This window comes from Nostoc sp., from assembly GCF_036917755.1.
Classification (GTDB): Bacteria; Cyanobacteriota; Cyanobacteriia; order Cyanobacteriales; family Nostocaceae; genus Nostoc.
Genome location: NZ_JBALFC010000034.1, coordinates 23,868 through 30,972, shown reverse-complemented (window position 1 = coordinate 30,972; position 7,105 = coordinate 23,868). Strand labels below are relative to the sequence as shown.

The following is a 7,105-nucleotide window of genomic DNA, read 5'->3' as shown; positions in this document are numbered from 1 at the left end:
ATTGCAACTGCACTCGATTTGATTAATCCTGTGCATTTAAAAAACTGGTTTACAAACTGCTGTTACTGTACCTCATAAACCTGCAATACGCTGTAATTCTTGTTATCAATCAATTAATTTTTTCTTAACTCTTTCGTTGTCTCCTTCTTATCCCTTTTTTGTGTCTTCATCACAAAACTTAACTTTCTAGCCGATTACTAAACTTAATAGTAATTATTACTATTAAGCTTGTTTACTCTTTTTGTATTTTAGTTCTTATGTACTACTGTTCGGTTTTCTGTTGATGTGTGACAGTTGAGGGTGCGGAATGTGGGTCATAAGAGTGATGGAAGAGCGTTAAGTCCCGTTATGCAAGTTGTGCGAAGATGTCAAATTGTCCTGTTCATTCAACTACCTCATTCACAGGGAATCTATCAATCAACTGCATCGCCCGATAGGCATTGCGTTGGAAAGAGTCTGGCAAATGGGGAACGTGGGGTATTTGCGATAATAAATCCAACGTCCGCCGTAAAATTCTCACCACATCGCCTTCATCCAAGGTGGTGTTCTCGCAGAGTTCTGTCCACTCCATTCCTAGCGCCCATTGTTCTACTATGGCAATTAACTCAAACTCCAACCATATAGGCAAAGCTACGTTATAGCGCCGTTGTAGTTGGAACATTTGGCGGCGAATTCCCTGCAATTTTTTCAAGGCTTCTGTCACTTCATTACTGAGGTCAAAGTTAACCTTGCTATCTGGACGAGGCGTTTCCATCACCAAAGCTGCTGCTGCTGCTGCTAAATGCTGCGGGTCTAAGTTGCCCAATTCACCACTAGCGAATACTAAACCCAGCCACAATTCATTCTCACCTCGAATGGCGGCAGCGATTCGCCCTAATACTGTGGGGACTAAGTTATCCAAACCACCAAAGTGTTGCAGAATTGAGATTAAATTCAGAAACTCTTCCCAATGACGTTGTGACTGTTGCTCTACTTGCCCTTGCAACTGTTCAAGTTCAGCTTCTAGTTCGACATAGCGGGCGCGGCGCTTGAAAAGCGTTGCAGCATTGCCTGATTCATGTAGGGGATGAGCTTCTAATTGCTCTTGGACGGCGGTAAGGCGACTGAGTTGTTCTGCTACTTCTGGTGCCAGATGCAAAGATTCTATCGGATCGGGAATACGTCCAGCGATCGCAAATGTTTCTTCATTGCCACGGCGCGACTGTCCTGGTTTCAAAGGCATCTCTGGCGGTGGTAGTATTTCCGGCGGTACCTCAACTCGCGGCAGTTCGGCATACAAATCGACTACATCCCCTGTCGTTGCTACATACCAGCGATTATCATGTCCCAAGCATACCAAGTAAGGAGCTTGACCCGAACCAGGCGATTTTCCCACTAACACTGCGGTAACAGGTGAAGAAACTGTGATATTTTTGCCCTTGAGACTTAACAGAGTTCCTGACACTGCAAAGTCCAACATCATTCCCAATTCTTCTTGGCGATCTGACTGCGCTTGCTCTTGCAGGGTTTTCAATATCTGGCGTTCCACTTTCAGGCGTTGCCGCAATTTCTCATAAACAGCGAGTTCATTTTCATCAACTGCGACGATTTGCTTATGAAGTTGAGCTAATTGTGTTTGCAGTTCGGCCATCTCATCGTATTCTGGCCTTAAATGCAAGGTGGCCATGTACTGCCCAAAGCTGCGCTCTATGAGTTCCCTGGTTTGCTCTAGGGTGTGGGTTTGCAGCAAATTGAGTACCATGCCATAACTGGGCGTAAACTGGCTAACTAGCGGGTCTGGCTTGGATGTTCCCAAATACGCCGCTTCTTTGGCTCCTTCAAAGGGAGTTTGGACTGTCACCACATGACCTTGTTTATCCATCCCCCGGCGGCCTGCCCGTCCCGCCATTTGCAAAAATTCGGAAGCGTTCAACAGGCGGTGTCCAGTGTCGGTACGCTTGGAAAGGGTGGAAATTACTGTTGTCCGGGCGGGCATATTAATTCCCGCCGCCAGTGTCTCGGTGGCGAATACTACTTTAATCAGCCCTTGCTGAAATAGTTCTTCTACCAGTGCTTTCCAAGCAGGCAAAATCCCAGCGTGGTGGGCAGCAATTCCCCGGTACAGGGGTGCAATTTGTCCAGAACGGCCGGCATCGGGATTGCGGGCTAAAAAGTCATCAATCTGTTCCCGTAAAATTTGGGACTCTTCACTATTTACCAGCCATAAATCACCCACTTCCGCTACTGCTTTATCACATCCCCGGCGGCTGAAGATAAAGTAAATCGCTGGTAGCATATCCCGTTGCTCTAACTGGCTCAAGGTATAAATGATGCCAGGAGCCTCTGGTCTACCACTTCTCCCCTTCTCCCTTTCTCCCCCTCTCCCCTTCTTCTTCTGAAGGCGGGGGTTAATTTTGGTTTTGCTATCATTCAGCAGGGGAAATAACCCTTTGGGATTACAAAAGTGAAATTCTAAGGGGACTGGGCGAAAATCGGAGTAAATCAGGTCAGTTGGACCGTGAACGCGATTTAGCCAGTCGGTGAGTTGATCGCTGTTGGCAACGGTTGCTGAGAGGGCTGCCAGTTGCACTTCACGGGGACAATAGATGATTGATTCTTCCCAAACTGTACCGCGCTGGCGATCATTCATGTAGTGGCACTCATCAAGTATCACCGCTTCAACGTCTACTAATGAGATGCCAATTTGCCCAATGGGTGTGCCATAGAGCATATTTCGGAAAATTTCGGTGGTCATCACCAAAATGGGTGCATCCCTGTTAATGGAAGCATCTCCAGTTAACAGTCCGACTTGATCAAAACCAAATTTTTCTCGAAAGTCACGTAATTTTTGATTAGACAGGGCCTTCAGGGGAGTCGTATAAAATACACGTTTTCCTCGCACTAGGGCGCGATAAATGGCGTATTCCCCGACTAATGTTTTGCCCGAACCTGTCGGCGCACATACGACTACGGAGCGTCCGGCGTTTAGGGACGCGATCGCTTCTTTTTGAAACTGATCCAGTTCAAAGGGAAATATAGTCCCTAAGTCAAGTTCTGGAGACGGTGCAGAATAATTCACTCAATCACATTTGCAACCAGATTGTTTACTATACTAACGAGTCTTTTGTCAACTTCGTTAGGGGGAATGGGGAGTGGGGAGTAGGGAGTAGGGGACGGAGAATAGGATAAATTTTATTGAATTTTCCCCACTACCCACTCCCCACTCCCTACTCTCTCACTTTCCCAGTTCTTGCGATCGCTCTGTGGCAGCTTTGACTGCTTCAATTAAAGCTGAACGAAATCCTGCCTGTTCTAGCTTGGCAATCCCCGCAATGGTTGTACCGCCGGGACTGGTAACACGATCTTTGAGTTCTGCTGGGTGCAGTTTGGTTTCCTGCAACAGTTTCGCTGTTCCGAGTACGGTTTGCAAGGCTAGTTGATTAGCAATTGCTCTAGGTAAACCTGCGGCTACTCCGCCATCAGCAAGTGCTTCTACTAACAGCGCCACGTAAGCCGGTCCGCTACCAGATAGTCCTGTGACTGCATCCATCAGCGCTTCTGACACTTCCACTACTTCCCCCACAGCCGAAAAAACTTGCTGTGCTATTTGGTGGTGCTTGCGGCTGGTGTATGCACCTGAACAAATCGCAGTAATTCCCGCTCCCACTGTTGCTGGGGTGTTGGGCATTGCTCTAATCACTGGCAATTGCACAAATGCAGCTTCTAACTGACTTAAAGTTACACCCGCTAAGATGGAAATGATTAACGGTGAGTGTTCTCTATTAAGAATATCAATATCTGCTAGTTCTTGAGCGATCGCGCTAAACACCTGCGGCTTCACTGCCAAAAAGACAACTTCTTTTGCTTGACTGAAAACCTGGCTATTATCTGTCGTCACAACAACATTGTATTGCTGTTTCAAAAAATCTAGGCGTGAAGATAGCGGTTCGCTAACTATGACTTCTGATGATTGATAAATTCCAAGCGTAATAAGGCGGGATAAGAGCGCTTCTCCCATTACCCCGCCACCAATTAAACCAAATTTTATAGTCATTGCTTACATAGTCAATAGTGAATAGCCAAGAGTCAAAAAACTTTCTACTCTGAATTTTTGACTCTAGACTTTCGACTAATTTAACTTTATTGTGCCATTCGGTTAGTTTCGTTGCCCCAGGTTTGATTTGAAGAACCTGTAGGACGAGAGGGACGTGCTGGCGGTTGTGGTACTTCATGAAGAACACCACCTTGGGTGCTAACTTGCACACAGCTTGGCGTAAACAAAAAGATGCTCTCACCAATACGTTCTTGATGTCCATCTAGTGCGTAAGTACCACCCGCAACAAAATCTACTGCTCGTTGAGCTTGATCTGGGTCCATGATTGTCAGATTTAATACCACTGACTTGCGTTCTCGCAGCGCTTGAATTGCCTGGGGCATTTCTTCAAAGGTGCGTGGTTCGAGTACTAAAACTTCCGAAATTCCGTTAATTGCTCCTGGCATACCAATCACATTCCCCATTGGCTTTGAACCTGCTGCTATATCATCTCCCATTGTAGGCACTGGTTCCCGCCAGCGTCGATTTTGAGCGGCTGTGCTCTCTTGTGCTGCTGGTTGGGGATTTTCTTGCTGATACAGATTTTGGTAATTATTATCTGTTTCTGGTTCTTCTTCGTAATACTCATATTCCACTTGCTCATTTAGACCCACAAAGTCTCTGAGTTTGGAAAAGATATTGTTCATTGTGTGTGTACTCTCCTGATGCGAATAGCCTGCATTGACTTGGCTTAAGATTGATTGAGCTAAAAGCGATCGCTACATCGGTGGATACTTCAGCAAATCTATTGCTATTTGTAGCCTATACTACGGGTTTTGGCGATGAACTAACACTTATTGGAAAGGTCTGTGCATCGCCTAAACATCATAAGGAGTCAAGATTATATCCTAAGGGTTGTCCGAAGGAAAGTTCTTTATACCCCATTTTCCCTTGGCGATTACTCTTGTCAATACTATATCCTTTGTTTCCAATTGCACCAGTCTGTGACAAAATTCTTGTGATCAAATTCTCAGCTTCTATTAATACTGCCCTGCAAGGTTGATGAACAATAGGCTAAGAGCGATCTTTTAAAAGCATTGCGTGAATATAATTCGCTACTACGCAAGCGAAGTCCACCTCCGTGGACTAATGCTAAATCAAGGGCTTGCTAACCCAAGTTCGCGCGGCGAGTCATAAATTAGACTTGACAAACATCCTTTAAGGGATTTCCAAAATAAAAAAATACTCAACTACTTCTTGTGGGGTGGGCATCTTGCCCGCCCACAGCAAAAGGTGGGCAAGATGCCATTGGCGTCAAGTAGTAGTAATTTATTTGTTGGAAATCCCTAAGAGCGATCGCCAAACAATATGGTTCCTAATCGTACCATCGTTGCGCCTGCTTGCACTGCCAGTTCGTAGTCGCCTGACATACCCATAGACAGGTGCTGCATTTTAATGTGCGACCAGTTTTGCTCCTGGATTTCTTTTGCCAGTTCTCGATTGAGATTAAACACACTTAAAATTTCCGAATCATTTAATCCTGAAGGGGGAATTGTCATCAAACCTTGAATTTGTAAATTTTTGTATTGATTGAGTGTGGGTAAATCAGCCAACAATTCTGGTACACTCCAACCAGACTTGTTGCGATCGGGAAGAATTTTCACTTGCAGGCAAACCTGGGGACTCACTCCTAGCTGTTGCGCCAATTGATCTAAACGCTGTGCCAGCTTCAAATTATCCACGGAGTGAATCCAAGGGAATTGTTCGATGGCTTTTTTGGCTTTATTGCCTTGCAAATGTCCAATAAAGTGCCAGGTAATATCCGGTAAGTCTTGTAACTCGGCTTGTTTGCTGGCGGCTTCTTGAATACGACTCTCCCCAAAATCGCGAATTCCTGCGGAGTATGCAGACCGAATGGCCTCGGCAGAAACTTGCTTGCTAACAGCAATCAATCGGACTGAAGTTGGCAGTGAGGAGCGAATGGAAACAATACGTTCGGAAATCGAACTGCTCATTGGAAGGTGCGTTGGAAAACACTCTGAAGCTGATCGTACTCTTGAGATTGTCCACTACGCCGCAGGGTACGTAAGCGATTTTCCAACATCATTCTAGCCTCAGTACGTCCTAGAGACTGGAATTTAACACCTTTAACGTCATTTGCGACCAAAAAAAATAAGCGCTGGGCATAAAGTGTGGTGAACAAATCCTGGTTCTCATCAACCATACAGATTTTGTAGAGTAACCCCCAAGTTGGATGGTTTATGTAAGTTTCTGCGTTTTCTGGATTCATTTAAGAGTCAAGGTGTAGTCAAGGTGGGAGTATGTATATCTTTTCGCAGTGAATTCCAAACATTCAGACGATAATAACTTCCTTTCGCCAGAATATTTGCTTAAAATACAAAACTGCGGTTACGAAGACCTTGATCTAGTTCTTAATGGGCAGATGAAGCTAGTGGTAGTGAGGCGAAATGGTACAACAGAAGCCGCGAAGCGTAGATTGAGAGAGTAGAGGCTGATTGATAAACATCACCATCTGCTTTGGTGACTTCAATTTATCAATCTGTAGGGAGAAGGCACAAAATAGTCCTGATCCTCTTGTCGAAAGTTCAGCGTGGCAAGGAAAAACACCCTTTGAAGTTCCCAATGGCAACAGCGAACTTTTCAACTTCTTTCTATATTGCCACAAATGTCGCCCAATGGCGCAAAATCGGAACTGGGGGAGTGGGGAATGGGGAGTAGGTACAGGAAAGAAAACTATCCTCTATTAAATAATTCGTAATTCGTAATTCGTAATTCGTAATTAAGTTTTGTGACTCTTATTTAGACCCCGACCCAAAACTTGCTTATTTTTTGAACCGGGGGACTTAAACCCACGGTAATCTGTTAATTTAGGACTTAGGCACGCTCTACGAATTATTCTCTGCGAGACGCTGCGCGAAGGCGTTCTTGGCATCTTCTCTGCGAGACGCTGCGCGAAGGCGGTTTCATAAACTAAGCTTTTTGGCGATTTTTGGGTAATATCATGCCCGGGTAATTAAGCATACCCCAAGCGTTTACCCATTTCCAGGTACGTTCCCGTATGCCCCACGGTAC

6 protein-coding genes are annotated in these 7,105 nt (G+C 45.3%); 1 reads left to right on the top strand and 5 read right to left on the bottom strand.

Annotated features, from left to right (window positions below):
* Positions 1-382: 382 nt before the first annotated feature.
* The 5 genes from V7L05_RS09420 to pipX all read right to left on the bottom strand — a co-directional run bounded on the left by V7L05_RS09420 (position 383) and on the right by pipX (position 6,302).
* The gene (locus V7L05_RS09420) at positions 383-3,058 is read right to left on the bottom strand and encodes a DEAD/DEAH box helicase (RefSeq protein WP_335163905.1); all 2,676 of its coding nucleotides are present in this window, start codon (positions 3,056-3,058) and stop codon (positions 383-385) included.
* A 156-nt stretch (positions 3,059-3,214) separates the two neighbouring features.
* A complete protein-coding gene (gene proC / locus V7L05_RS09415) occupies positions 3,215-4,033 on the bottom strand; it encodes a pyrroline-5-carboxylate reductase (RefSeq protein WP_335163904.1) in 819 nt (272 codons plus the stop codon).
* Positions 4,034-4,119: 86 nt separating this feature from the next.
* A complete protein-coding gene (locus V7L05_RS09410) occupies positions 4,120-4,719 on the bottom strand; it encodes a cell division protein SepF (RefSeq protein WP_292763685.1) in 600 nt (199 codons plus the stop codon).
* Positions 4,720-5,358: 639 nt separating this feature from the next.
* Positions 5,359-6,027: a YggS family pyridoxal phosphate-dependent enzyme gene (locus tag V7L05_RS09405; protein WP_335163903.1), complete on the bottom strand. Its 669-nt coding sequence runs from the start codon at positions 6,025-6,027 to the stop codon at positions 5,359-5,361.
* Positions 6,024-6,302: a transcriptional coactivator PipX gene (gene pipX / locus V7L05_RS09400; protein ID WP_109010971.1), complete on the bottom strand. Its 279-nt coding sequence runs from the start codon at positions 6,300-6,302 to the stop codon at positions 6,024-6,026. Before pipX ends, V7L05_RS09405 begins: the two co-directional genes overlap by 4 nt.
* A 226-nt stretch (positions 6,303-6,528) precedes the next feature.
* Between pipX and V7L05_RS09395 the strand changes: the two genes are divergently transcribed.
* Positions 6,529-6,780, top strand: a complete 252-nt coding sequence (locus tag V7L05_RS09395; RefSeq protein WP_335163902.1) for a hypothetical protein — start codon at positions 6,529-6,531, stop codon at positions 6,778-6,780.
* Positions 6,781-7,105: the final 325 nt, after the last annotated feature.